Genomic DNA, 24126 nt, shown 5'->3' with positions numbered 1-24126 from the left:
TCGTGGACTCTGTCGGAAGGGCACGCCGGGCCCCGGGCCGGCCGGGCGCGGTGGCCGCGGTCGGCTCAGCCGATGGTCAGCAGCTGGTCGCGGTGTCTCCGGTGTCGACGGCGCAGGTGTCGTTGCCGAGGGCGCCGTTGGCGGTGTCGCCGCCGACGCCGTCCTGGACGTCGATGCTGTCGTTGCCGAGGCCGCCGCTCATGGTGTCGGTGCCGTCCGTGTCGAGGAGGGTGTCGTTGCCGTTCTGGCCGTCGAGGTCGTCGTCGCCCGGCCCGCCGTAGATGTGGTCGTTGCCGTTGTCGAACAGATGGAGCAGCGACCCGAGGAGGGTCTCGCCGTAGTTGGTGTCGTTGCCCGCCTCGCCGTAGAGGTGGTCGGCGCCGTTGCCGCCGCCCATGATGTCGTTGCCGCCGCCCCCGCGGAGGGTGTCGTCGCCGTTCTGGCCGTCGATGGTGTCGTTCCCGGGACCGCCGTGAAGGGTGTCACTGCTGTTGCCGCCGTTGATGGTGTCGTCGCCGCCCAGGCCGCAGATGACGTCGCTGCCGTTGGTTCCGTTCAGCGTGTCGTTGCCGTTGGTGCCGGTGATGGTGCAGCCCAGGCTGTTGTCGACAGTGGTGTTCTGCGCGGCGGTGTTGTTGCCCGGGTCGGGGTCGCTCTGGTCGGCTTCGGCGCTCGCGGTCGCGGTGACCGTCCCGGTCGCGGCCGGGGAGAGCACGAGGGTGACGGTCACGTCCGCCGAGGAGGCGAGGGTGCCGAGCGCACAGGAGACGGTGGGCGCGGACACGGTGCACGACCCCTGGGAGGCGGTGGCGGACACGATCCCGGCGGACGTGCCGGACAGCTCCACCGTGGTGGTGGTGCCGGTCGCGGTGGCCGGGCCGTTGTTGGTGACGGTGACCGTGTCGGTGAAGGTGGATCCGAGCGGGACCGGGTCGGCGGAGTCGGCGACCGACACCGCCAGGTCGGCGCCCGGGACGATATAGGTGTACTCGCCCGCCGGGACGGGGGTGCTGGTGCCGCCGGGAGTGGTGACCTGGACATCGACCGTGCCCGCCCCATGCGCGGGGGCGGTGGCGGTGCAGGAGGTGTCGGTGCAGGACACGGCGGTGGCCGGGTTGCCCGGGCCGAAGGTGACATCGGTGGCGCCGGTGAAGTTGGTGCCGGTCACCGTGACCACCGTCCCGCCCGCGGTGGTGCCGCTCGCGGGGCTGACCGAGGTGACGGTGGGCGGGTCCTGGGTGAAGACGAACACGATGGAGCCGTCGCCCGCGTTCGAGCCATTGACCAGGGTCGAGGTCGCACCGGGGTAGGTGCTGGTGATCAGGCTGGAGCCGCCACCGCCGGAGCCCCCGGCACCGGCGAAGGAATTGCCGCCTGCGGTGCCGGTGCTGCCGCTGCCGCCCTGGCCCCCGGCCCCGTAGCCGGCCCCGCCGCCCCCGCCCGCGCCCGCCGGGGAGGGGACGCCCAGCTGGCCGGGTTGGGCGTTGCCGTTGGGGAAGGTGCCGGAGGCGCCCGCGACCGAGGTGGTCTGGCCGATCCCGCCCGCGCCGCCGGCGCCGCCCGCGGTGGCGGTCCCGGCCTTGCCCGAGACGCCGCCACCCGCGATCCCGCCGGTGCCGCCGCCGCCGAGGCCGTTGCCGCCACTGTTGGCGCCGACGGACCCGCGGGGGGAGAAGACGCTGCCGGTGCCGCCGCCGCTGGCTCCGCCGCCGGACCCGGCGGTCAGCAGCGGAGTGCCGGTGCCGCCGGTCACCGCGACCAGATCCCCGCCGAGCCCGGCCGTGTTGGCCGCGGGCAGCCCGGATGCGGTGTCCAGGGCGCCCTTCCTGCCGACGGTCGCGTTCAGGATCTGCCCGGGGGTGACGGCCAGCGTGGCCACCACATGGGCGCCCTTGCCGCCGAGCACCCCGACCCCGTTGGCGGACCCACCGGCGCCGTCGAGTGTCACCACCACGCCGGAGACGGCCGGCGGAACGGTGACACTGCCGGTGCCCCCGGCCGAGCAGGTGACCGTGGTCGTGGCGCCCGAGACCACCGGGGTCCCGCACACCCCCGCGGCCGACGCGGCCGGAGCCAGTACCACCAGACCACCGGTGGCGAGCGCGGATGTCGCGGCCAGAGCCACGAACCGCCTGGGCCATGACGTGCCCAAGGAACGGGTCCGTTCGGACAAGGCCATGGACTTCTCCCCTCTCATCGGTCCGTACCGCAGGGCGGGTGACCGGCGGGCCCCCTTCGACCACCGCGGTACGGCAGCGCGACGGCCGGAGGAACCACAGCCGCGAAGACAGGGCGGGCAGACCGGCCCCGGACATCAACTCGGCTGGAATACAGAGGATTTGGACATCAGGGCCGTCCCTCACACGATGGCACGGACGCGACCCGGCCGGAGGGGAATGGCCTACCAGCCGGACAGAATGGCACGCTTCATCACAATGCAGCCAGAAGTATGCAAAGACTGATCACTATCGGTCAGAAGGCGCCAGGTACGACCTCTGTCAACGGAGGCCGGGCTCACCGTGGTGCGGATGCCGAGCGCGGCCGGAGCCCGGAAGCATGCCACCACCGCATCCGCCCGGGGGCGGAGCCCCGGAGAGGGGACGGGAAGGGTCAGCGGTTGGTGAGACGGAAGCGCATCTCGCCGAAGCCCACCATGTCCCCGTCGCGGACGACCACCGCGCCGATCACCCGGCGGTCGTTGACGGTGGTGCCGTTGGTGGAGCCGAGGTCGCGCAGGAGCCAGCGGTCATGACGGCGGATCAGTTCGGCGTGGCGGCGGGAGACCGTCTCATGGCTCAGCCGCAGCCCGCTGCCCGGCTCGCGGCCGATGCGCAGGGCGAAGGGACCCGGCTCGGGGAGGAGCAGCGGGGGGAGGCGCTGGACGTCCCAGGCGCGGCGGAGGCGCTGGCGGAAGGCGGAGGCGGCGCCGACCGCGCCGACCAGGCGGCCGCCGAGGCCGGGGCGGTCCGGGCCCAGGTCGGCGGTGAGCACCCGGAGTTCATCCATGCTGCGGGCGGCGAGGGCCAGCTCCAGCCGGCGCAGAAAGGTGTCCTGCGAGAGGCGGCCCTGGGCCGCGCCCTCGCTGAGCACATCGACGACCCGGTCCCGCTCGGCGTCCGCGATCCGGGCCGGCGGTCCGCTCGTGGGGAACTCGAACGACGACGTCACCCCCCGATTGTCCGCCGGGCGCGCTCCCGGTGTCCAGAAACGGGACGCCCCGGCGCCCGCGACAAAGCGCTGGACGGGACGGCTCGGCACGGGTTAGCTTGATCACGACGCCCGAGGAGAGACGGAAGGAGGCGAGTGCCGTGTACATCACACGTTCTTCGCGCTCCCGCCCCGTCCGCCCGGCGTTCGCAGTCTGACCGGGAGCGCTGCCACAGCTTTCCTTCCGGAGGACCTACCGTGACCGATCCGGTCATCCGCGTGCTCGACGCGAGCAGCGCCCATCTCTTCGACACCCTGCCCGACCCCCTCGGCACCGGCCGGGCCCTCGCCCGAGCCACCCACCGGCCCGAGTGGAAGCGGGTCGCACTGCGCGACGGCGTGGTCGTGGCCCGGGCCGCCTGGTGGGGCGGCCCCGACGACACCACCCCCCGCCTGCTCAACCGGCTGGACTTCGCCGAGGGCGAGGAGGAGGCCGGCGCCGAGCTGCTGCGCACCGCCCCGTACCGGGTGGAGTACCAGCTGATCCTGCCCCCGGGCTGGCGCGACGACCCGGTGACCCGGGCGGCGGGCGAGGCCCGGCTGCGGGCCGCCCGGTCCGCCGGGATGCGGGTCCTGGTCGAGCGCTACCAGTACCGCTGGACCCCGGAGTGCGGGCTCCCCGAGCGCCCCGGGCGGCTGGTGTTCCGGCCCGAGCCCGACGACGAGGTGATCCTCGATGTGCTGCGCCAGGTGCAGCGGGGCACCCTCGACGCCCATGCCCGGCTCGATATCGCCGAGGGCGGGATCGAGCGGGCCGCGCGGGAGGAGCTGGCGTACTTCCACTGGTACTCCTCGCCGCGCGCCTGGTGGCAGCTGGCCTTCACCCCCGAGGGGGAGCTGGTCGGTCTGCACATCCCCGCGCACAACCCCTCGGGCCCCTGTATCGGCTTCATCGGTGTCGTCCCCGCTCAGCGCGGCCATGGCTATGCCTATGACCTGCTCGTGGAGTGCACCCGGGTGCTGGCCGCCGAGGGCGCCGCCTTCGTCGCGGGCTCCACCGACCGCACCAACCTCCCGATGGCGGCGCACTTCGCGCGGGCCGGGCATCCGGTCGCGGACGAGCGGGTGCATCTCGTCCACGACGGGCCGGCGGCGGAGGCCACTTCGGCCGACTGACGCATTGTCCGCGACCGAGGGGTGTCCCTGGGCCGTGTCCGCAAAGTAGCGTCGTTCGCCCGAAGGGCGGGGGTCGCGGCGTCCGGTGCGTGCAATCGCAAGGCGGAGGGTCATTCTCGTACTGGGCGTACTTGGATGGGCCCGACAACGCAGCGAGTGTGCGTGCCGGGCGTCGCGGGCCAGGCGGGGCTTTGCGGACACGGCCCAAGCTCCGGGACACCCCCGGTCGCGGCGGTCCGACCCCGCACCCCGGCCGACGGGCGCACGCCTCTGTCGTCCGAGCCGAGGGTGGACCGCCCATGGAGACGCGTCAGCCGCCCGCCCGCGGTACCGGGGACGAGCCGTGGGAGCGGGTGCGCCCCGGGTGGACCCTCCGCCTGATCCTGGTCCATATAGGGCTCTATATGGCCTTTCTGACCCCGATTCAGTTACTGCTGGCCCAGCAGCTGGACGGGATCGACCCGGGGAACAAGGAGGCCGCGCTGAGCTGGGCGACCGGGATCGGGGCGCTGATCGCCGTGGTGGCCAACCCGGTCGCGGGCGCCCTCTCGGACCGCACCCGGAGCCGGTACGGGCGGCGCCGCCCCTGGATCGCGGGGGGTACCGCGCTCGCCTCGGCGGGGCTGGTGCTCACCTCCGTCCAGTCCTCGGTCGCCGGGGTCACCGCCGGCTGGTGTCTGGCACAGCTGGGCCTGAACGCCGTGCTCGCGAGCGCCGTCGCGGTGGTCCCGGACCGGGTGCCGGTGGCGCAGCGCGCCTCGGTCACCGGCTGGGTGGGGCTGGCGCAGCCGCTGGGGCTGGTGGCGGGGGCGGCGCTGGTGACGGTGGTGGGGACCGGGCCTGCGGGCGGATATCTGCTGCTGACCTCGCTGACCGTGCTGCTGGTGCTGCCGTTTCTCCTGGTACGGGAGGTGCCCGGCGCCCCGGTGGACCGGGTACGGCTGCGGGCGCGGGACTTCTGGGTGGACCCCCGGGCCCATCCGGACTTCGGCTGGTCCTGGCTGACCCGCTTCGCGGTGAATCTGGGGAACGGTCTGGGCACCCTGTACATGCTCTACTTCCTGGACGACACGGTGGGCCATCCCGCCCCGGACCAGGGGGTCCTGGTGCTGACCGCGCTCTACACGGGCGGGGTGACGGTGACCGCGATCGGCGCGGGCCGGGTCTCGGACCGGCTGGGGCTGCGGCGGGCGCCGGTCGCGCTCGGCGCGACCGTGATGTCGGTGGCCGCGCTGCTGCTGGCCGCCCACCCCACCTGGCCGGTGACCATGGTCGCGGCGACCCTGCTGGGGCTGGGTTTCGGCGCCTATGTGGGGGTGGAACAGGCGCTGCTCACCCAGGTACTGCCCCGGGCGGGCGACCGCGCCAAGGATCTGGGGGTGCTCAATGTGGCCAACGCGGTGCCCCAGGTGCTGGGCCCGGCGCTGGCCGCGTCGGTGATCGCCCTGGGCGGCGGCTACTCCGGGCTGTTCATCACCTCCGCCCTGCTGACCGGGGCCGGTGCCGCCCTGGTCTGGCGGATACGGTCGGTACGCTGACCCGCGCCCGCGCCCTCCCCCGTATCCGCCGGTGAGCCGGGGCTCAGCCCTCCCGGACCCGCGCGCGCTGGGCGGCGATCAGCTCCCGGTACCAGGCGTAGGACGCCCTCGGGGTGCGCCGCAGGGTCGCGTAGTCGACATGGACCAGGCCGAACCGCTGGGAGGCGCCCTCGGCCCACTCGATGTTGTCCGTCAGCGACCAGGTGAAGTAGCCCCGTACCGGCACCCCGTCGGTGATCGCGCGGTGCAGCGCCCGCAGATGGCCGTCGAGGAAGGCGATCCGCCGCCGGTCGTCCAGGGCGTCGCAGGAGCAGCCGTTCTCGGTGACCATGACCGGGGGCAGCCGGTCGCCGAAGCGGGCGCGGAGGCCGGTGAGGATCTCGTACAGCCCCTCGGGGACCACCGGCCAGCCGAAGTCGGTGCGTTCCGCGCTCTCGGTCTCCCGGAGGCCGAAGGGGAGGCCGCCGGGGAGTTCGATCCCGGCGAAGCCGTCGGCGGCGGGGTCACCGGTGGGGGCGCCGACCGCCATCGGGTGGTAGTAGTTCACCCCGTACCAGTCGAGCGGGGCGCCGATCACGGCCAGATCGTCGGCGACCGGTCCCGGCAGCAGCGCGGCGAGGCCGTCGTCCGGGTAGCGGCCGGTGAGGACGGGGTCGGCGAACATCCAGTTGGTGAGGGTGTCGTAGAGCGCGGCGGCCGAGCGGTCGGCCTCGTCCGGGCCCGCCGCGCGCACCGGGGAGTGGGAGAGGGCGATCCCGATCCCGCCCGCCCCGGCGGCCCGCAGCGCCTGGACCGCGAGGCCATGGGCGAGGAGCTGGTGGTGGGCGGCGGGCAGGGCGTCGAAGAGGAGCCGTCTGCCGGGGGCGTGCTCGCCGAGGGCATAGCCGAGCAGGGTGACCTCGGCGGGTTCGTTGATCGTGATCCACAGGGGTACCCGGTCGGCGAGCCGGGCGGCGACCTGGGCGGTGTACTCGGCGAACCGGGCGGCGGTGTCCCGTTCCAGCCAGCCGCCCGCCCGTTCCAGCGGCAGCGGGGTGTCCCAGTGGTAGAGGGTGGCCGCGGGGGTGATCCCCCGGGCGAGCAGCGCGTCGACCAGCCGGTCGTAGAAGGCCAGGCCCTCCGGGTTGACCGGCCCGCTGCCGCCGGGGACGACCCGGGGCCAGCTGATGGAGAAGCGGAAGGCGTCCGTGCCGAGCCCGGCGAGGAGATCCGCGTCCTCCTCGTAGCGGTCGAGGAAGCCGGTGCCCCGGGAGGCGTCGGCGCCGTCCTTGATCCGGCCCCGGGCGGCGAACTCGTCCCAGCCGGAGGGGCCCTTGCCGCCGGTGTCGGCGGCCCCCTCGGTCTGGAAGGCGGAGGCGGCGGCTCCCCAGAGGAAGCCGGGCGGGAAGACGGGGACGGGTGAATCCGGTACGGGGGACGCTGCGGCGGGTGGCTCCGGTACCGGTGAATCCGGTACGGGTGGCTCTGACGCGGGCGGCTCCGGTACGGGCGGTTCTGACGCGGGTGACCCTGGTGTCGGCATGGCCCGTGACCCTAACGGGCGAAGAACACCCCCCTCCAGGGCCCGGACTGGCCAGGATGGCCGGGCAGACATCGGGTGGCGCCGGGCGCGGCGCCCTGGGACGAGGGGAGCGCCAGTGCTCTTCGAGGTGTGGGCACCGTTCGCACGGGAAGGGGTGGCGCTGTGGCTGTCCGGCGAGCGGCTGCCGATGACCCGGGTGACGGGCCGTCCGGACTGGTGGGGTGTGGCGGCGCCGGCCGGCGACGGGGACCGCTACGGCTTCGCCCTGGACGACGGGCCGGTCCTGCCGGACCCCCGGTCGCGGCGGCAGCCCGACGGCCCCGACGGACCGAGCGCCGTGGTGCTGCCGGACACCCACCACTGGCTCCACCCCTGGGCGGGCCGGGGGCTGCCCGGGGCGGTCCTGTACGAGCTGCATGTGGGCACCTGGACCGAGGAGGGGACCCTGGACGCGGCGGCGGAGCACCTGGGCGACCTGGCCCGGCTGGGGGTCACCCATGTGGAGCTGATGCCGGTCTGTCCCTTCCCGGGGCGGCACGGCTGGGGGTACGACGGGGTCGCGCCCTGGGCGGTGCACGAGCCGTACGGCGGTCCCGCCGCGCTGCGGCGGTTCACGGACACCGCGCACGGTCTGGGGCTCGGCGTGGTGCTGGATGTGGTCCACAACCATCTGGGTCCGTCGGGGAACCACCCGCCGTCGTTCGGGCCGTATCTCACCGAGGCGCACCGCACCCCCTGGGGCGCGGCGATCAATCTGGACGGCCCCGGCTCGGACGAGGTACGGGCGTATCTGCTGGAGAGCGCGGTGGCCTGGCTGCGCGACTTCCGGCTGGACGGGCTGCGCCTTGACGCGGTGCACGCCCTCGCCGACGACCGGGCGCTGACCTTCCTGGAGGAGCTGTCGGCGGCGGTGGACGCGCTCGCGGCGGAGCTGGGGCGCCCGCTCTTCCTGGTGGCGGAGGAGGACCGCTGCGATCCGCGCACCACCACGCCCCGGCGCTCGGGCGGCCTGGGGCTGCACGCCCAGTGGAACGACGACTTCCACCATGGTCTGCACACCGTACTGACGGGTGAGTCCGACGGGTACTACGCCGATTTCGCGCAGGCCCCGCTCGAAGCGCTGGCGAAATCGCTCACCCGGGGGTTCTTCCATGACGGCGGCCACTCGTCGTTCCGGGGGCGGGCGCACGGCCGTCCGGTGGATGTGACGACGACCCCTGCCCACCGGTTCGTGGGCTATGCGCAGAACCACGATCAGATCGGCAACCGGGCGCTGGGCGACCGGCTCTCCGGGACCCTGTCGCCGGGGCGGCTGGCGTGCGCGGCGGCGCTGGTGCTGACCGGTCCGTTCACCCCGATGCTCTTCATGGGCGAGGAGTGGGGCGCGCGGACACCCTGGCGGTACTTCACCGACCACACCGATCCGGCGCTCGCGGCGGCGGTACGGGAGGGCAGACGGCGGGAGTTCGCCGCCTTCGTGCCGCCGGGCACGGAGATCCCGGATCCGCAGTCGCCACGGACCCGTGCGGTCTCCTGTCTGGACCGGTCGGAGCGGCTGCGGGAGCCGCACGCCCGGCTGCTGGAGTGGCACCGGACACTGATCGCGCTCCGGCGGGAGCTGCCGGATCTGGCCGACCCCGATCTGGGTGCGGTACGGGTGACACACGCCACCGACGGGGCCGCCCGCTGGCTGGTGCTGCGGCGGGGCGAGGTACGGACGGCGGTGAACCCGGGGCCGGAGCCGGCGGACATCCCCCTGGGCGCGGCGGCCGGGTACCGGGTGGCGGCCGCCTGGGGGCTGGTGGAGCCCCCGGGGGCGGACGGGACGCTCCGGCTGCCGGGCGAGAGCTGCGCGGTGCTGGTGGAGGGGTGAACAACCGTGCCCCCGGCGGCCGGAGGGACGGGGCTGCGGGGGGTACGGCGGTACGCGTCCGGCGGTACGGGGGTCCGCGTCCGGGGCTGTGGGGGTACGGGCCTACTCCACCAGCGCCATGCCCCGGTCGGTGGTGTTGAGCCGCCGGGCGCCGTCCGCCGTCACCGTCACGATGTCCTCGATCCGCACCCCGAAGCGGCCGGGCAGATAGATGCCCGGCTCCACCGAGAAGCACATCCCCTCGACCAGCGGCTGCTTCTCGCCCTCCACGATGTACGGCGGCTCATGGGTGGTCACCCCGATGCCATGGCCGGTGCGGTGGACGAAGAGATCCCCGTACCCGGCCGACTCGATGATCGCGCGGGCGGCCCGGTCCACGTCCTCACAGGTCACCCCGGGCCGGACCGCGTCCACCCCCGCCTGCTGCGCCTCCCGTACCACCTCGTGGACATGACGCTCGGCGGCGGTCGCCTCACCGACATGGACCGTACGGGTGGTGTCGGAGCCATAGCCGTCCTTGAGCCCGCCGAAGTCCATGACGACCATGTCGCCCTCGGCGATGACCCGCTCGCCCGCCTCATGGTGCGGGTCGGCGCCGTTGGGGCCGGAGCCGACGATGGTGAAGTCGACCCGCTCATGGCCGAACCGGCGCAGCAGGTCGGCGAGGTCGTCGGCGACCTCCCGCTCCCGGCGCCCGGCGAAGCGCAGGGTGAGCACCTGCTCGTAGGCGGCGTCGGCGGCGGCCCCGGCCGCCGAGAGGAGTTCCAGCTCCCGGGCGTCCTTGACCGCACGGAGCATGGGCAGCGCCGAGGTCAGCGCGGCGAAGGAGAGACCGGGGAGGGCCGCGCCCAGGCCGAGGAGATGGAGGGCCCAGGTGTTGTCGCTGACCGCGTAGCGGCCCTTCGGGTCGAGCAGCGGGGCGGTGACGGCGTACGGGTCGTGCCGGCCGTCGGTCCAGTCCCGCAGGGTCAGCGCGGCGGCGCCGGGGGCGTGGGCGGCGTCGCCCGCCTCCAGCGCGGGGACGACGAGCACCGGGTCGCGGTCGGGGGCGAGGACGAGCAGGGTGAGGCGTTCGGTGTCGGCGGGCAGCCGGTAGCCCGTGAGATGGACCAGGTCGGGGCCGGGGGCGACCAGGACGCCCGCGAATCCGGCGTCGGCCGCCGCCCGGGTGGCGCGGTCCATCCGGGCGCGGTGGTCATCGGCGGTGAAGGGCGGGGGTGTCAGCGGCATGAGCCCATCGTGCCCGCGCCCGGTCCGCTCCGCGAGCCCGTGTCCGGTACGGTTCGGCGCCGCCGGTGTCCCGGTCCTCGCCGCTGTCCCGTACGGCCCGGCGGACCGGTTTCCCGTATCCGTCGGACCCCGCCCACGTACCCCCGCCGGACCTCGCCGACGTACCCCCGTCAGACCTCGCCGACCAGCCGTTCGAGGACGGCCTGGAACTCCTCGCCGACGACGATCCGGGGCCCGTCGCCCGGCTCGGCGATCTCGCTCAGCCGGGTCAGCCGTCCCGCGTGCCACCAGTAGACGCTGGGGCTGATGGCGCCGGGCGCGTCGGTGTATCCGGCGGCGGCGAAGACGGCCATGGCGCTCAGTGCGCGGATCACCGAGGCGTCCCGGATGACATGGAAGGCGAGCCGGTGCCGGAAGGGCAGCGCGACCAGCGCCCCGTCGGCGGTCAGCTCCTCACCGGTGGTCTCGCGGACGAGGTGCTCCAGGGCGAGGACCCGGCTGGCGGTGTAGAAGGAGTCCCCGGCGATCACCTCGAAGCGGGTGCCGCTGTTGTCCCGGACGGTCTCATGGATCTCGACCGGCAGGCCGCGCAGATTGTAGAGCGCCTGTTCGCGCAGGTAGGGCAGGTCGCCGAGGGGGCTGAGGGCGTCGTCGGTGAGCATCATGACGCTCTCCGGCAGATCGAGCGCGATGATCTCGTACAGCCCGGCGGCCGGGGAGCGGGCATAGCGGAAGTTCTCCGGGTCGAACCCGTCGGCGCCGACGACCCGGGGGTAGAGCTGGGAGCGGATCTGCTCCACCGGCAGGGTGTCCAGGGCGGAGGGCGCCTCCATGGTCCGCAGCACCATGCCGACATGCCGGTGGACCAGCTCGGGCCAGCCGCGCGGCCCGCGCTCGTCGTGGTGGAGGATGGCGGCGAGATTGGTGAGCCCGAACCGGCGGCCCGCGCTGTCGGTCACCGCGTCGGTGTGGACCGTGACCTCAAGACCGTGTTCGGCGAACGCCTCACGGACCAGGGAGCGGAAGCGCGCGCCCTCGGCGGCGGAGAGATAGGAGAACTCGGGGTCACGGGGAACGTCCCGCCCGTCGCGCTTCGGCCTCCGCCGGAACAACCCCACGTGGTCTCCCTTTCCCTGTCCCTGTCACGGTCCGTGGATCCCTGGCCCTGGCACGTCCGTGGACCCGCGTCCGTGGATCCCTGTCCGTGGATCCGTTCCGCGCTGTGAGGGTACCCAGGTGGGGGCCGGTCACCCGGGAAGGGGTACGACCAGGTCGGCGCGGTCCCTGCCGAGGGCGATCAGCCGGGCGTTGGCCTCGTCGGACTCGTGCACCCAGCGTTCGGCGCGGGCCCGCTCCTTGCCGTGGCGGACATGGCGGTCGATGAGCCGGGAGATCCGTGGCCCGGGGTCGGGGTCCAGGTACCAGACCTCGTCGAGGAGGGGGCGGATCCGGGCCCAGGGGCCGTCGTCATGGAGGAGGTAGTTGCCCTCGGTGACCACCAGCGATACCTCGGGCGCCACCGCGATACTGCCGGCCACCGGCTCCTCCAGGGCGCGGTCGAAGGCGGGGGCCCAGACGGTGGAGCCGGGGACGGGGGTACGCAGCCGGGTGAGCAGGGCGGCGTACCCCTCGGCGTCGAAGGTGTCGGGGGCGCCCTTGCGGCCGGTGCGGCCCAGCCGCTCCAGGGCCGCGCCGGCGAGGTGGAAGCCGTCCATGGGTACCAGGGCGGCGCGCGGTCCGAGGGCGCCGACCAGGAGGGCGGCGAGGGTGGACTTGCCGGCCCCGGGGGCTCCGGCGATCCCGAGGAGGGTCCGGTCCCCCCGTTCGGCGAGGGTCCGGGCGCGCTCCAGCAGGGCGGGGGGAAGGGTCAGCACACCTCCATGGTGCTGTACGGAGGCGGTGTCATACGTATAACGTGCCCGCCATGTCCTTTATCGCGCTGGTGGCGCTGGTGGTCCGTGAGTACGACGAGGCGATCGACTTCTACACCGGAAAGCTCGGCTTCGACCTGGTCGAGGACACCGACCGGGGCGACGGCTCCCGCTGGGTGGTGGTGCGCCCGCCGGGTCCGGGCGGCGGGACGGATCTGCTGCTCTCCCGGGCCCGGGACGAGGTCCAGCGGGCGGCGGTGGGCGCGCAGACCGGGGGCAGGGTCGGCTTCTTCCTCTACACGGAGGACTTCGCCGCCCTGCACACCCGGCTGACGGAGGCGGGGGTCCGCTTCGTCCGGGAGCCCAGCCATGAGCCGTACGGCACGGTGGCCGTCTTCGCCGATCTCTACGGCAATCTGTGGGATCTGATCCAGCCCGCCGGCTGAGACCCCGGACGGACCCCCGGACGAGCGCGGTTCAGGCCTCGTCGGGCGCGAGCCGCAGCGAGACGGAGTTGATGCAGTAGCGCTGGTCCGTCGGGGTGGGGTAGCCCTCGCCCGCGAAGACATGGCCGAGGTGCGAGCCGCAGCGCGCGCACCGCACCTCGGTACGGACCATCCCGTGCGAGCGGTCCTCGATCAGCTCCACCGCGTCGCTGTCCTTGGGGTCGTAGAACGACGGCCAGCCGCAGTGCGAGGAGAACTTGGTGTCCGAACGGAACAGCTCGGCGCCGCACGCCCGGCAGGAGTAGACACCCTCGGTGGTGGTGTCGGTGTACTCACCGGTGAAGGCGGGCTCGGTCCCGGCACGGCGCAGCACCTGGTACTCGGCGGGATTCAGCTCGGCGCGCCACTGCTCGTCGGACTTCTCGATGTCGTACGCCATGACAACCGCTTCCTCAGCTCGACGGATGGGATCAGTGGGCGAGTCGGTCCAGGATCAGGGGCCCGAGGTCCGTCACATCGCCCGCGCCCATGGTGAGAACGAGATCGCCGGGGCGGGCCATTCCCGCGACGGTCTCCGCCACGGCCGTCCGGTCGGGCGCGGCGGCCACCTCGGCACCCGCCGCCCTGGCCGCATCGATGATCAGTTCGCTGGTGACCCCGGGGACCGGGTCCTCACGGGCCGGGTAGATGTCCAGGACCACGGAGGCGTCGGCCAGGGCGAGCGCCCGGCCCATCTCGTCGCCCAGCTCCTGGGTGCGGGAGAACAGATGCGGCTGGAAGACGACGAGCAGCCGCCCGTCGGCCGCCGCCGGGCGCATGGCCTCCAGGTCGGCGGCCATCTCGGTGGGGTGGTGGGCATAGGAGTCGATCACCTGGACGCCCGCGGCCTCGCCCTTGGGCTGGAGCCTGCGGCCGACGCCGGTGTAGGAGCCGAGGGCGGTGGCCAGACCGGCGGCCGGGATCCCGAGGGCGATGCCCGCGGCGAGCGCGGCGACCGCGTTGTGGGCGTAGTGGCGGCCGGGGACCGAGACGGTGAAGGTCAGCGGGGTGCCGTCGAGGACCACGGTGACCTCGCTGGTCAGCCCGTGCGGGGTGACCCGCTCGATGCGGATGTCGGCGCCCTCGGACTCACCGTAGGTGACGATGTTCAGCCCCGGGCGGCCGCGCAGCCGGGCGGTCAGCTCCACCGCGCCCGCCTGGTCGGCGGCGATCACCAGGGTGCCACCGGGGACGATCCGCCCGGCGAAGATCTCGAAGGACTCATGGATCTCGTCCATCGAGGCGTAGTTGGCGTGGTGGTCCAGCTCGACGTTGAGGACGATCGCGACCTCGGGGGCGTACTTCTGGAAGCTGCGGTCGCTCTCGTCGGCCTCGGCGACGAAGATCTCGCCGTCGCCGTGGTGGGCGTTGCTGCCGGGGCCCGCCAGATCGCCGCCGATCGCGTACGAGGGGTCCAGCTCCAGGGTGTCGAGGGCGACGGCGAGCATGGAGGTGGTGGTGGTCTTGCCGTGGGTGCCCGCGACCGCGATGGCGCGGGTCCCGTCCATCAGGGAGGCGAGGGCGTCGGAGCGGTGGACGACCGGCACGGCGAGTTCGGCGGCGCGCACCAGCTCGGGGTTGTCGGCGCGGATGGCGCTGGAGACGACGACACAGCTGGCGTCGGGGGCGAGATGTCCGGCGGCATGGCCGATGTGGACGGTGGCGCCCAGCTCCCGCAGGGCCCCGGCGACCGGGGACTCCTTGGCGTCGCTGCCCGCGACCCGGGCGCCGCGCCGGGCGAGGATCTTGGCGATGCCCGACATGCCGGCGCCGCCGATGCCGATGAAGTGCGGGCGTTCCATGGCGGTGGGAACGGCGGGTGCCATGCGATGTCTCCAGGGTGTCCGTGGGTCGGGGCGTCGAGGCGTCGGGGCCGGTGGGGCCGGGTACGGACACCCCGCCCGGGGTGCGGGCGAGGTGTCCGGTCCACCCTATTCGCTGTGCGCGAAGAGCTTGAGCACCGGTACGCCGACCCGGTGCCGCGCCCGGGAGGCCCAGTCCCGGTGGAAGAACTCCTCCACATAGTGCGGGGCGGTGAGCACGATGACCTCGTCGGCCCCGGACTCCTCGACCACCGCCTTGAGCCGGTCGAGGGGGTGCCTCTCGACGACCTCGCCCACGGCCTGCGAACCGGCCGCGCGCAGGGCGGTCAGCGAGTGGTCGAGTCCGCGCCGGGCGGGCGCCTCGGCCTCGGTCCCCTCGGGCTCCTCGCCCTCGTGGACCGCCTCCTTCAGCTCCCCCATGGCCACATCGTCGATCGCCCGCAACAGGACGTCGGCCTGATCGCCCCGGGGCTGCAACAGCACGACGAACGAGATCTCCTCGTCCCCGTGCAGGGTGGTGACGAACTCCACGTCCTCGGAGGTCAGGGGCTTCTCGATCATCAGTACGCTTGTGAACACGCCAGGAGCCCTTCTGCGGAAACCATCCTTCCCCGTGCCCGCACGGGGCCTGTGAGAGTAAGTGTGCCCATCCGCGGCTAACCGGAACGGCAAATTCCGACGATTGTCAGACGCGCCGGTATCGGGTGAAGAGGAAGCCGCGCTCCTCCAGCAGCCCCGCCAGGACAAAGCGGGACGGAACTGCCATCGCGGGGCCATGGGCGATCCGCTGGGCCTCCCCCGCCGTCAGCGTGGGCGAGATCGTCAGACACAGCTCGTCCAGCACCCCGGCGGCGGTGAACTGCCCGAGCAGCCGGGGGCCGCCCTCGGTGAGCAGCCGCCGCAGCCCCCGGCCGGCGAGGGCGCTCACGGCGGTGGCCGGGTCGACCCCCGGGCCCTCGCCCGCGGTGACCACCTCGACGCCCGCGCGCTCGGCGGCGCGCAGCCGCTCCACGGGCGCGGCGGAGCCGGTCAGGACCAGGGTGGGCACCAGCGGCTCGGTGAAGAGGGGCAGCGAGAAGTCGAGCGCGAGGGACGAGCTGACCACCACGACGGCGGGGGCGGGGCCCTGACCGGCGGCGGCGCGGCGGGCGGCGAACGCCTCCCGGGCACGGGCCGGGCGGTATCCCTCCTGGCGTACCGTTTCCGCACCCACCACGACGGCGTCGGCGAGCCCGCGCAGGGTGCCGAAGATCCGCATATCGGTGTCATTGGAGAGGGGCTGGGAACGCCCCTCGTGGTGGGCGGCGCCGTCCAGCGAGGTGACCATGTTCGCCCGCAGCCAGACACCGCCGGGCACCCGCTCGGGCCGTACCGGCCGCCCCGGGTGCTCCGATCCCTGCGATCCCTCCGGGTGCTCCGGGTGCTCCGGGTGCTCCGGATAGGCATAGGCGTCGGCCAGCTCGTCCAGTGACCACTCACGGTCCTCGGCGCCGGCAGCACCGTCAGCGGGTGTTCGGTCGGTCACAGGGAGCAGGCTTCGCATGGGGTGCAGTCTGGCATGCCCCGTACAGTGGGGAACTGTGCCGACCCCTGCCACCAGCGCCCCGACCGAGCGCGCACCCCTGTCGCTGTGCGCCCGCGAGCCCCATGTCCCCGCCGACCGACTGGTCGCGGAGATGGTGCCGCCCCCGCGCTTCGATTCCGCCCGTTTCGAGACCTATATCCCCGACCCCAAGCAGCCGAGCCAGGCGGCGGCGGTCACCGCGCTGAGCGGCTTCGCGGCGGGTCTCGGCACCAGCGGGGCGGAGGCGCCGGCCGGCGGGCTGCGCCGCTGGTTCGGCCGACGCCCGGCCCCGGCCCCCACGGGTCCGCGCGGGGTCTATCTCGACGGCGGCTACGGCGTCGGCAAGACCCATCTGCTGGCCTCCCTCTGGCACGCCACCCCGGCGGAGCCCGCGCTCAAGGCGTTCGGCACCTTTGTGGAGCTGACCCATCTCGTCGGCGCGCTCGGCTTCCAGCAGACGGTACGCACCCTCGGCGGCCACCGGCTGCTCTGCATCGACGAGTTCGAGCTGGACGACCCGGGTGACACCGTCCTGGTCTCCTCGCTGCTCGCCCGGCTGGTGGAGGCGGGGGTCGCCCTGGCCGCCACCTCCAACACCCTGCCGGGCAAGCTGGGTGAGGGCCGCTTCGCCGCCGCCGACTTCCTCCGCGAGATCCAGGGGCTCTCCGCGAACTTCCGCCCGCTGCGGGTGGACGGCGAGGACTACCGCCACCGGGGACTGCCCGAGGCGCCTCCCCCGGCCTCCGAAGAGACGGTGACCGCCACCGCGCGTACCGTCGAGGGCGCCTCGCTGGACGCCTTCCCGGAGCTGCTGGCCCATCTGGCGACGGTGCACCCCAGCCGGTACGGCGCGCTCATCGACGGCGTACGGACGGTCTGCCTCACCGGTGTCGGCCCGGTGCCCGACCAGTCCACGGCGCTGCGGCTGGTGGTCCTCGCCGACCGTCTGTACGACCGCGAGGTCCCGGTGCTCGCCTCCGGGCTCCCCTTCGACCGGCTGTTCAGCGAAGAGATGCTCAACGGGGGGTACCGCAAAAAGTACTTCCGGGCCATCTCCCGCCTGACCGCCCTGGCCCGTGACGCGAAGGCCCCCGTGGGGCAGTAGCGTCGGGCGTGCGTCGGCGCACACCGTGCTCCCCGGGATTTCCCGGGGTGTCCTTCGGTGTTCCCCGACGCGGAACCACGTTTCTGACATCAGAAGGGATGCACATGGCCACCACGCGCACGGCGCACACGGTCTGGGAAGGCGAGCTGCTCAAGGGGGCCGGCACGGTCACCCTGGACTCCTCCGGTATCGGCTCCTACCCGGTCTCCTGGCCCTCCCGCGCCGAGCAGGCCAATGGGAAGACCAGCCCGGAGGAGCTGATCGCGGCGGCCCACTCCAGCTGCTTCTCGATGGCGCTCTCGCACGGCCTCACGGGCGCGGGCACTCCGCCCACCCGCCTGGAGACCAAGGCGGATGTCACCTTCCAGCCGGGCGAGGGCATCACCGGGATCCACCTCTCCGTGCGCGGCGAGGTCCCGGGCCTGGACGCGGAGGGCTTCGCCGCCGCCGCCGAGAACGCCAAGAAGAACTGCCCGGTGAGCCAGGCCCTGACCGGCACGACGATCACGCTCACCGCCGAACTGGCCTGATCCTGCGGGGCTTCGGCCCCTTCGGGCATCCGACCCGCGCGACCCCCCTCGGCCCCGGCCGGGCGGCGGGCCGCGCGGGTCGGTCCGTTTCCGGGCGCTCCGGCGCGGCGCCCCGGACGCGCTCCGCGCCCGGCGCCCCGTACCCGACTACCGGGCCACTCGGCCGCTCGGCCACCCGGCTGCTCGATGACTCGATTACTCGATGACCAGCTCGACCGGGATGTTGCCCCGGGTGGCCTTGGAGTACGGGCAGAAGGCGTGCGTCTTCTCCAGCAGCGCGCGGCCCCGCTCGCCCTGGAGGTGGTCGGGCAGCTCGGCCCGGAGCACCACGGAGAGCGCGAAGCCGCCGTCCGACGCGTCCTTGCCGATGCCGACCTCGGCGGTCACCGAGACATCCGAGACATCGATCTTCTCCTGGCGGGCGATGGCCGCCATGGCGCTCGCGAAACAGGCGGCGAACCCGGCGGCGAAGAGCTGCTCGGGGTTGGTGCCCTTGCCGTCGCCCCCGAGGGCCGGCGGCAGGGCCAGGGGCAGATCGACCTGCCCGTCGGAGCTGACGGCACGTCCGTCACGGCCGGTTGCGGTGGCGACGGCGGTGTAGAGCGCGTCCATGACTACCCCTTCTGGTGGGGCCCCTCGACCGGGGACCCGATGGAGATAACTACAGCACACAATTCAGTTGTGCACAACTAAATGGCGCGCCGCTACACTGGACCCATGACCGCGCACCCCCCCGCCGCCCACGAGGACGACTTCCTCCGGCTGGACCAGCAGATCTGCTTCTCCCTGCACGCCGCATCGCGCGCGTTCAACGGTGTCTACCGCACCGTGCTGAAGGATCTGGGGCTGACCTATCCGCAGTACCTGGCGATGCTGACCCTCTGGGAGCACGGCGAGCTGCCGGTCAAGCGGATCGGCGAGCTGCTGCGACTGGACTCCGGCACCCTCTCCCCCCTGCTCAAGCGGCTGGAGGCGGCGGGCCTGGTGGAGCGGCGGCGCTCCCCGGAGGACGAGCGGTCGGTGACCGTACGCCCCACTCCGGCGGGGGCCGCACTGCGCGAGCGGGCGCTCGACGTGCCGCGCCGGATCGCCCGCGCCACGGGGCTGCGGGCGGAGGACATTCACACCCTCCGCGCGGAGCTGGACACCCTGACCCGGGCCTTGGACGGCGCGACACTCTGACCGCCACACCCCGACACGCCGGACACAGCGCCCAAATGGTCTGATTTGCGTATCTTACTTATGAGTAATCATATATTTCCTAAATGTGATTACTTCTCTGCGAAGACTGACGGCTCTGGCCGCCCTCGGTGCCGCACTCGTCGGCTGCGGCGGCCAGCAGAACGCGACGGACGGACCCCGCCCCGCCGGATCGGCCCCCAAGGCGGCGGCGGGCCCCGGCGCCATCAAGCCCCCCGCCGTGACACCCCTGGTCCGCCGGGCCCCCGTCCCGGCGGACACCGAAGAGGGCGAGGAGAGCGAGGAGGAGAGCGAACCGCTGGTCGCGCTCACCTTCGACGCGGACATGACCGCCGATCAGGGGTCACGGGCGGTACGGGGGGAACGGTTCGACAACCCCGAACTCCTCGAAACCCTGCGGGCCCTGAAGGTCCCGGCCACCGTCTTCATGACCGGACGGTGGGCCGAGGAGTACCCCGACCAGGCCAAGGAGATCGGGAACGACCCGCTCTTCGAGATCGGCAACCACTCGTACAGCCACTACGGCTTCACGGCCAACTGCCACAATCTGCCCCGGGTCGCGGCCTCCCGGATGCTGGCGGACGTACGGCGCGCCGACACCGCCATCGCCCGGACGGGCGCGCGGCGTACCGTCCCGTACTTCCGCTTCCCCGGCGGCTGCTTCGACAAGGAGGCGCTGCGGGCCATCGCCCCCGCGGGGAAGACGGCCGTGCAGTGGGACGTGGTCAGCGGGGACGCCTTCGCCAACTACCCGGACGCGGTGGTGGAGCAGGTGCTGAACGATGTGTCACCCGGCTCCGTCGTGGTGATGCACATGACCCGGAGCGCGGCACCGGTCACCGGGGCGGCGGTCGAGGAGATCGTCCCCGCGCTGCGGGAGCAGGGGTACCGGCTGGTCACCGTCTCCGAACTGCTGAAGCGCAGCGCGAAGGGGGCCGAGGGGCGGCAGGTGAGAACGACGACCGACTGAGCGGGACGGCGGCCCCCACGGGAACGGAGCCGGGGCGGCGGTCAGCCGGAGCAGGCCGTCCGCTGGGCCTCCTGCCATTCGCAGACCGGGCAGAGGGTCGCGCCCCGGACCGACTCCGGGTACTCCGTCGGCTCACGGCAGAGCACGCACTCCGCGAACGGCGGCCCTCCGGCCGCCGGGCGGGCCGGGGCGGCGGGGCCGCAGTACGGGTCGTCGCCGTGCACATCACCGGTGCGCTCGTCCATGGGGACGAGCCTACCGGGAGCGGGGAGCCCGCACCGGGCTCCCCGCGTCTCCCCGGACCCCGGCGCGGAGCCGGGCAGAGGGCGGGGCGCCGGTCAGTTCGACGGCTTCTGGGGGACCAGCTCGCTGGGGCGGACGATCACAAAGCCCTCGCCCTTGAGCATCAGCTGGACCGCCTCGCCGGAGCCGCCGCGCACCATGGAGCCGAAGGACTGCGAGCGGTTGATCGAGGTCTCCAGATGGGCGCTCCAGCCCACGATCGCGTCGGTGTCCACACAGACCGGCTGCTGGGCGGTGACCGGTATCACGATCGGCGAGCCCTCACAGATGATGGCGAGCTTGCCGTGGCCGGTGAAGACGCTGTTGAAGAGACCGCCGCCGGCCGAGCCGACACCCTTCACCGTCTTGATCTCGTACGAGAGGGTCGGGTCGAAACAGAGGACGTTGCGGCCGTTGACGGTCAGCGCGTCACCCGGCTCCAGCTCCACGATGAAGCAGCTGTTCGCCTCATGGGCGAACCAGGCCTCACCCTGGCCGCGCACCGCCATCAGCGCCAGGCCCTCACCGGTGACGGCGCGCTTGAGCATCCCGCCGAGGCCCTGGCCCTTGCGCTCGAACTGGAGATCGCCACGGAAGGCGATCATCGATCCCTGCCGGGCGTGCATCTCCCCGTTGACGACGTACTTGACCGACTTGCTGTTCTGGAGGGACATACCGGGCACGGCGGCGGGCTGGGCCATGTGCTCCGAGGCAAAGAGATCGCTTTTCATACGGTGCATCCTCACCCGGACGGGTTCCTTCCCACAACAGGGTTCGCGTATCACGGCGGGGGCGCCCCGGCCCGGGGTCCCGGGCTCCGGCGCCGGGCGCGGGGGACGCCCGGGTCACCGCCGCCGGGCTGGCAGACTGGCGGTGTGAGCAGCGCAGACACCAGCGGCGGGGCCGAGACCCCCCGTACCCCCGTGACCGAGCGGACCGACCGCACCGACCACACCGGGCGGGCCGCCGCCGACCCCGGGGCGACCGACCGGGACGAGGCCCCGCAGTTCGTACTGCCGCTCGTGGTGCGGATCGAGCGGGAGGCGCCCCCGGCCCGTACCGACGCGCTGGAGACCGCCGCCCGCGCGGTGCTGACCCTGCTCGCCGACGAGCGCTCCCGGGGCGACGGCGACTGGGCGCGGGCGGTGCGCGACTGGGAGGACGCCCGGATCCGCAAGGTGGTGCGCCGGGCGCGGGGCGCGGAGTGGCGCAAGGCGTCGGCGCTGCCCGGCATCACGGTGACCGGCGCCTCGGCGGAGGTGCGGGTCTTCCCGCCGGTCCCCCTGGACGGCTGGCCCAAGGAGCTGGCCAAGCTCCAGGTCTCCGGGACCGAGCTGGACGACCCGGCCGCGCCGGGCGAGCCGGGGGACGAGGTGCCGGTGCTCTGGTTCAACCCGGCGGTCACCATGTCGGCGGGGAAGGCCATGGCGCAGGCGGGCCATGGCGCCCAGCTCGCCTGGTGGGAGCTGTCCGACGCGGACCGCGCGGCCTGGGCCGCCGCCGGTTTCCCGCTGCGGGTCCGCACGGCGGGCGCCGAGCGCTGGGCCGCGCTGACCCGTACCGCCCTGCCCGTGGTGCGGGACGCGGGCTTCACGGAGATCCCCCCGGGCACCGCGACGGTCCTCGCCGACCCCCGGCCGGTGATCCGGGTCGGGCACACCGCCTGACCCGGGAGCCCCACCACCCCGGCACCCCGGGAGCCCTGGCGCCCCGGGTGCCCTGGTGCCCCGGGTGCCCCGGCACCCCGCCGCCCCGCCCCGGAGACCGCGCCGGGGCTCCCGGGGCCGTTGCGTACCTCTCACTCCGGCCGAATCGGTTGAACGGCGGTTCAGTAAGCGGTTGGTTGGGCCCTGACCCATCGGTCCGGGACCCTGGAGGTACCCCTTGTTACGGCGCGTCAACGGCACGGCGCTCATCGTGGCGGCCCTGGTCGCCACTCTGGCGGCGCTGGCCTTTCCCCTCTGGTCGTACGCCGACCGCTCCGGCACCGGGCAGGACCATCTGCGCGCCTCCTCGGTGGCGACCGCGTGGGGGCCCCTGTCCGCGACCGACCGGGACTTCCTGGTGAAGGTGCGGCTCGCGGGGCTGTGGGAGCTGCCCGCCGGACAGCAGGCGATCGAACGGGCCCCCACCCGGGCGGTCCGGGACGCCGGTGACCATCTGGTGGTGGGCCACGCCGATCTCGACCGCCGCGCCCGGGACACGGCCGCCAAGCTGGGCGTGGAGCTGCCCAACCAGCCGACCGACCTTCAGCAGGGCTGGCTGCGGGAGCTGTCGGCGGCGAGCGGGCTGGAGTACGAGCGCAAGTTCGCCAATCTGCTGCGCAATGCGCACGGGAAGGTCTTCGCGCTGGTGGCCGAGGTGCGGCACACCACCCGGAACACCCTGATCCGGCAGCTGGCGAGCGATGCCAACCAGACGGTCCTGGACCACATCACCATGCTGGAGGCGACCGGCAGGGTCGACTTCGACGCGATAGCCGACGAGGCGGCGGGCGGCTCGACGGTGAGCCCCTCCGGGCCGCCCGCGCCGGACGGGGGCGCACCGCCCGCGCCGCAGCCGGTCGAGCCCTCTCCGGGCACCCGGCTCGACTCGCGTCCGGTGCCGGGCTCCGGCCCCTCCGGGGGCGTCAACACGGGCCGTCCGGATCCGTCCCTCAGCCCCTGAGCCCGGTGCCCCCGGCCCGGCCGCCCCGGCACGCGCCGACCCCTCATGGCCGCCGAAAAGCATGGGCCGTACACCGGGGAACCTCAGATAATGCTCTGAACGTCTCTCCCCCGGGATTCGGTCTTCCATGGCAGGGCCATGACCAAGGCAGGCCCGCCCTGCGGACCGGGGGGTCGGGGCAGCAGGGCCGGAGGGCCGCAAGGGGGACGAGGGGGATGCGGGACATGGAACTGGGGATCGGGATCGGCTGGCGGCCGGAGATAGCGGAATCCGTCGCGGAGCTGCCCGGCGTGGACTGGGTCGAGGTGGTCGCGGAGAACATCTGCCCCGGCCATCCGCCCGAGGAGCTGACCCGGCTGCGCGAGCGGGGGGTACGGGTCGTGCCGCACGGGGTGTCCCTGGGGCTCGGCGGTGCCGACCGGCCGTCCGGCGACCGGCTCGCCGAGCTGGCCAAGCGGGCGGAGGCGCTGGGATCGCCGCTGGTCACCGAGCACATCGCCATGGTCAGGGGTGGGGGCCCGCTGACCGCGTCACCGACGCTGGAGGTGGGGCATCTGCTACCCGTCCCGCGCACCCGGGACGCGCTGCGGGTGCTCTGCGAGAACGTCCGGATCGCCCAGGACGCGCTGCCGGTGCCGCTCGCGCTGGAGAACATCGCGGCGCTGTTCTCCTGGCCCGGTGAGGAGCTGACGGAGGGGCAGTTCCTGGCGGAGCTGGTGGAACGGACCGGGGTACGGCTCCTCATCGATGTCGCCAATCTGCACACCAACCGGGTCAACCGGGGCGAGGACCCGCTGCGGGCCCTGGACGAGCTGCCCGTCGAGGCCATCGCGTACGTCCATGTCGCGGGCGGTGTCGAGCGGGACGGGATCTGGCACGACACCCACGCCCACCCGGTGCCGCCGGCCGTCCTCGATCTGCTGCGGGAGCTGCGGGCGCGGGTCCGGCCGCCGGGGGTGCTGCTGGAGCGCGACGACCACTTCCCGCCCACCGCCGAGCTGGCGGGCGAGCTGGACGCGATCCGCACGGCGCTGCGGGGGCCGGCCCGGGGCGCGACGGTGATCCCGGGGCCCCGGCGGGAGCGGACGACGGTCGGCGCGGGGGTACGGGCCGGGGTGGCCGGAGCCGCCCCGGACGCGGGCG

24 protein-coding genes are annotated in these 24126 nt (G+C 73.7%); 11 read left to right on the top strand and 13 right to left on the bottom strand.

Annotated features, from left to right (window positions below; genetic code table 11):
- Nucleotides 1–76: 76 nt before the first annotated feature.
- Nucleotides 77–2125 (bottom strand): calcium-binding protein, encoded by a 2049-nt coding sequence (locus ABT354_RS37275; protein WP_351502365.1) that lies wholly within the window; start codon nucleotides 2123–2125, stop codon nucleotides 77–79.
- 485 nt (nucleotides 2126–2610) lie between these two features.
- Nucleotides 2611–3168, bottom strand: coding sequence for an FHA domain-containing protein (locus ABT354_RS37270; protein WP_351502363.1), 558 nt, complete (start codon nucleotides 3166–3168; stop codon nucleotides 2611–2613).
- A gap of 237 nt (nucleotides 3169–3405) precedes the next feature.
- On the opposite strand from ABT354_RS37270, the gene ABT354_RS37265 reads away from it, so the two are divergent.
- A complete protein-coding gene (locus ABT354_RS37265; protein WP_351502361.1) occupies nucleotides 3406–4323 on the top strand; it encodes an N-acetyltransferase in 918 nt (305 codons plus the stop codon).
- 299 nt (nucleotides 4324–4622) lie between these two features.
- A complete protein-coding gene (locus ABT354_RS37260; protein ID WP_351502360.1) occupies nucleotides 4623–5861 on the top strand; it encodes an MFS transporter in 1239 nt (412 codons plus the stop codon).
- 43 nt (nucleotides 5862–5904) lie between these two features.
- Here ABT354_RS37260 and ABT354_RS37255 read toward each other — a convergent pair whose 3' ends face one another.
- Nucleotides 5905–7383 (bottom strand): GH1 family beta-glucosidase, encoded by a 1479-nt coding sequence (locus ABT354_RS37255; protein ID WP_351502358.1) that lies wholly within the window; start codon nucleotides 7381–7383, stop codon nucleotides 5905–5907.
- 115 nt (nucleotides 7384–7498) lie between these two features.
- Here ABT354_RS37255 and treZ point away from each other — a divergent pair, with 115 nt between their 5' ends.
- Nucleotides 7499–9256, top strand: coding sequence for a malto-oligosyltrehalose trehalohydrolase (gene treZ / locus ABT354_RS37250; protein ID WP_351502356.1), 1758 nt, complete (start codon nucleotides 7499–7501; stop codon nucleotides 9254–9256).
- A gap of 102 nt (nucleotides 9257–9358) precedes the next feature.
- Here the strand turns inward: treZ and ABT354_RS37245 are convergent, their stop codons facing one another.
- The 3 genes from ABT354_RS37245 to ABT354_RS37235 all read right to left on the bottom strand — a co-directional run bounded on the left by ABT354_RS37245 (nucleotide 9359) and on the right by ABT354_RS37235 (nucleotide 12360).
- The gene (locus ABT354_RS37245) at nucleotides 9359–10486 is read right to left on the bottom strand and encodes a M24 family metallopeptidase (RefSeq protein ID WP_351502354.1); all 1128 of its coding nucleotides are present in this window, start codon (nucleotides 10484–10486) and stop codon (nucleotides 9359–9361) included.
- Between the two features lie 170 nt (nucleotides 10487–10656).
- On the bottom strand, nucleotides 10657–11604 hold the full coding sequence (locus tag ABT354_RS37240) for a DUF1444 domain-containing protein (protein ID WP_351502352.1): 948 nt from the start codon (nucleotides 11602–11604) through the stop codon (nucleotides 10657–10659).
- Between the two features lie 129 nt (nucleotides 11605–11733).
- Nucleotides 11734–12360 carry a nucleoside/nucleotide kinase family protein gene (locus ABT354_RS37235; protein WP_502983577.1) on the bottom strand — a complete coding sequence of 209 codons (627 nt, stop codon included), beginning with the start codon at nucleotides 12358–12360 and terminating at the stop codon, nucleotides 11734–11736.
- Nucleotides 12361–12410: 50 nt separating this feature from the next.
- On the opposite strand from ABT354_RS37235, the gene ABT354_RS37230 reads away from it, so the two are divergent.
- Complete coding sequence (locus ABT354_RS37230; RefSeq protein ID WP_351502350.1) at nucleotides 12411–12803, top strand: VOC family protein; 393 nt, start codon at nucleotides 12411–12413, stop codon at nucleotides 12801–12803.
- Between the two features lie 31 nt (nucleotides 12804–12834).
- Here ABT354_RS37230 and msrB read toward each other — a convergent pair whose 3' ends face one another.
- The 4 genes from msrB to ABT354_RS37210 form a co-directional block, all read right to left on the bottom strand.
- Nucleotides 12835–13242, bottom strand: coding sequence for a peptide-methionine (R)-S-oxide reductase MsrB (gene msrB, locus ABT354_RS37225; protein WP_351502348.1), 408 nt, complete (start codon nucleotides 13240–13242; stop codon nucleotides 12835–12837).
- Between the two features lie 31 nt (nucleotides 13243–13273).
- Nucleotides 13274–14668, bottom strand: a complete 1395-nt coding sequence (gene murC / locus ABT354_RS37220) for a UDP-N-acetylmuramate--L-alanine ligase (protein ID WP_351502345.1) — start codon at nucleotides 14666–14668, stop codon at nucleotides 13274–13276.
- Between the two features lie 105 nt (nucleotides 14669–14773).
- The gene (locus ABT354_RS37215) at nucleotides 14774–15226 is read right to left on the bottom strand and encodes an indole-3-glycerol phosphate synthase (protein ID WP_351502343.1); all 453 of its coding nucleotides are present in this window, start codon (nucleotides 15224–15226) and stop codon (nucleotides 14774–14776) included.
- 124 nt (nucleotides 15227–15350) lie between these two features.
- Complete coding sequence (locus ABT354_RS37210) at nucleotides 15351–16208, bottom strand: pyrimidine reductase family protein (protein WP_351502341.1); 858 nt, start codon at nucleotides 16206–16208, stop codon at nucleotides 15351–15353.
- A gap of 37 nt (nucleotides 16209–16245) precedes the next feature.
- Here ABT354_RS37210 and zapE point away from each other — a divergent pair, with 37 nt between their 5' ends.
- Both zapE and ABT354_RS37200 read left to right on the top strand, forming a co-directional pair.
- Nucleotides 16246–17334 (top strand): cell division protein ZapE, encoded by a 1089-nt coding sequence (zapE, locus tag ABT354_RS37205; RefSeq protein ID WP_351502339.1) that lies wholly within the window; start codon nucleotides 16246–16248, stop codon nucleotides 17332–17334.
- A 104-nt stretch (nucleotides 17335–17438) separates the two neighbouring features.
- The gene (locus ABT354_RS37200; RefSeq protein ID WP_351502336.1) at nucleotides 17439–17864 is read left to right on the top strand and encodes an OsmC family peroxiredoxin; all 426 of its coding nucleotides are present in this window, start codon (nucleotides 17439–17441) and stop codon (nucleotides 17862–17864) included.
- A 195-nt stretch (nucleotides 17865–18059) separates the two neighbouring features.
- On the opposite strand, the gene ABT354_RS37195 is transcribed toward ABT354_RS37200, so the two are convergent.
- A complete protein-coding gene (locus ABT354_RS37195) occupies nucleotides 18060–18476 on the bottom strand; it encodes an Ohr family peroxiredoxin (protein WP_351502334.1) in 417 nt (138 codons plus the stop codon).
- A gap of 105 nt (nucleotides 18477–18581) precedes the next feature.
- On the opposite strand from ABT354_RS37195, the gene ABT354_RS37190 reads away from it, so the two are divergent.
- Nucleotides 18582–19046: a MarR family winged helix-turn-helix transcriptional regulator gene (locus ABT354_RS37190; RefSeq protein ID WP_351502332.1), complete on the top strand. Its 465-nt coding sequence runs from the start codon at nucleotides 18582–18584 to the stop codon at nucleotides 19044–19046.
- 85 nt (nucleotides 19047–19131) lie between these two features.
- Nucleotides 19132–20034 carry a polysaccharide deacetylase family protein gene (locus ABT354_RS37185; RefSeq protein WP_351502330.1) on the top strand — a complete coding sequence of 301 codons (903 nt, stop codon included), beginning with the start codon at nucleotides 19132–19134 and terminating at the stop codon, nucleotides 20032–20034.
- A gap of 41 nt (nucleotides 20035–20075) precedes the next feature.
- Here the strand turns inward: ABT354_RS37185 and ABT354_RS37180 are convergent, their stop codons facing one another.
- Together ABT354_RS37180 and ABT354_RS37175 are read right to left on the bottom strand one after the other, a co-directional pair.
- Entirely contained in the window at nucleotides 20076–20279 is a 204-nt protein-coding gene (locus ABT354_RS37180) for a hypothetical protein (protein WP_351502328.1), read from the bottom strand.
- 93 nt (nucleotides 20280–20372) lie between these two features.
- Nucleotides 20373–21047 (bottom strand): AIM24 family protein, encoded by a 675-nt coding sequence (locus ABT354_RS37175; RefSeq protein WP_351502326.1) that lies wholly within the window; start codon nucleotides 21045–21047, stop codon nucleotides 20373–20375.
- 192 nt (nucleotides 21048–21239) lie between these two features.
- Here ABT354_RS37175 and ABT354_RS37170 point away from each other — a divergent pair, with 192 nt between their 5' ends.
- The 3 genes from ABT354_RS37170 to ABT354_RS37160 all read left to right on the top strand — a co-directional run.
- A complete protein-coding gene (locus tag ABT354_RS37170; protein WP_351502368.1) occupies nucleotides 21240–21983 on the top strand; it encodes a peptidyl-tRNA hydrolase in 744 nt (247 codons plus the stop codon).
- A gap of 217 nt (nucleotides 21984–22200) precedes the next feature.
- Complete coding sequence (locus ABT354_RS37165; RefSeq protein WP_351502324.1) at nucleotides 22201–22983, top strand: DUF4142 domain-containing protein; 783 nt, start codon at nucleotides 22201–22203, stop codon at nucleotides 22981–22983.
- A gap of 224 nt (nucleotides 22984–23207) precedes the next feature.
- Nucleotides 23208–24126 (top strand): MbnB/TglH/ChrH family RiPP precursor modification enzyme (locus tag ABT354_RS37160; RefSeq protein ID WP_351502322.1); only part of this gene is annotated, 919 nt, incomplete at its 3' end.

Source organism: Streptomyces sp. NPDC000594 (assembly GCF_040299965.1).
Lineage (GTDB): Bacteria > Actinomycetota > Actinomycetes > Streptomycetales > Streptomycetaceae > Streptomyces.
The sequence above is the reverse complement of the archived record's forward strand: the minus strand, read 5'-3'. Positions and strand labels throughout refer to the sequence as shown.

Bases quoted from the DNA above. Each gene is read 5' to 3' on its own strand.
- ABT354_RS37210 (WP_351502341.1), bottom strand. From the start codon at position 16,208: ATGCGAAGCCTGCTCCCTGTGACCGACCGAACACCCGCTGACGGTGCT.
- ABT354_RS37190 (WP_351502332.1), top strand. From the start codon at position 18,582: ATGACCGCGCACCCCCCCGCCGCCCACGAGGACGACTTCCTCCGGCTG.
- ABT354_RS37230 (WP_351502350.1), top strand. From the start codon at position 12,411: ATGTCCTTTATCGCGCTGGTGGCGCTGGTGGTCCGTGAGTACGACGAG.
- ABT354_RS37255 (WP_351502358.1), bottom strand. From the start codon at position 7,383: ATGCCGACACCAGGGTCACCCGCGTCAGAACCGCCCGTACCGGAGCCG.
- ABT354_RS37245 (WP_351502354.1), bottom strand. From the start codon at position 10,486: ATGCCGCTGACACCCCCGCCCTTCACCGCCGATGACCACCGCGCCCGG.
- ABT354_RS37260 (WP_351502360.1), top strand. From the start codon at position 4,623: ATGGAGACGCGTCAGCCGCCCGCCCGCGGTACCGGGGACGAGCCGTGG.
- ABT354_RS37175 (WP_351502326.1), bottom strand. From the start codon at position 21,047: ATGAAAAGCGATCTCTTTGCCTCGGAGCACATGGCCCAGCCCGCCGCC.
- ABT354_RS37180 (WP_351502328.1), bottom strand. From the start codon at position 20,279: ATGGACGAGCGCACCGGTGATGTGCACGGCGACGACCCGTACTGCGGC.
- msrB (WP_351502348.1), bottom strand. From the start codon at position 13,242: ATGGCGTACGACATCGAGAAGTCCGACGAGCAGTGGCGCGCCGAGCTG.
- ABT354_RS37195 (WP_351502334.1), bottom strand. From the start codon at position 18,476: ATGGACGCGCTCTACACCGCCGTCGCCACCGCAACCGGCCGTGACGGA.
- ABT354_RS37215 (WP_351502343.1), bottom strand. From the start codon at position 15,226: ATGATCGAGAAGCCCCTGACCTCCGAGGACGTGGAGTTCGTCACCACC.
- murC (WP_351502345.1), bottom strand. From the start codon at position 14,668: ATGGCACCCGCCGTTCCCACCGCCATGGAACGCCCGCACTTCATCGGC.
- ABT354_RS37200 (WP_351502336.1), top strand. From the start codon at position 17,439: ATGGCCACCACGCGCACGGCGCACACGGTCTGGGAAGGCGAGCTGCTC.